This is a genomic window from Roseateles sp. AC306, assembly GCF_979253795.1.
The window spans coordinates 1-234 of sequence record NZ_CEEDEB010000157.1 but is presented as its reverse complement, the minus strand read 5'-3'; the positions used below and the strand labels follow the sequence as shown (position 1 = coordinate 234).

Below are 234 nucleotides of genomic sequence, written 5' to 3'. Positions count from 1 at the left end.
GCTCGGCCTGGCGCTGCTGCGCACGGCGGTGGCCGACTGGAATCCCAGCCCCTCGGGCTCGATGCGGCCGACGCTGCTGGAGGGCGACGTGGTGCTCGTCAACCGGCTGGCCTACGACCTCCAGCTGCCGCTCACCGACGTGGTGCTGCTGCCGCTGGGCGAGCCGCAGCGCGGCGCTGTGGTGACGCTCAGCTCGCCGGCCGGCGGCACGCGCCTCATCAAGCGCATCGTCGT

General features: G+C 73.9%; 1 protein-coding gene. It reads left to right on the top strand.

All coding sequences use genetic code 11. The features are described from left to right. Positions 1-7 precede the first annotated feature (7 nt). The coding region (locus AC0IZJ_RS28785; protein ID WP_471855707.1) for a S26 family signal peptidase at positions 8-234 on the top strand (227 nt) is incomplete at its 3' end.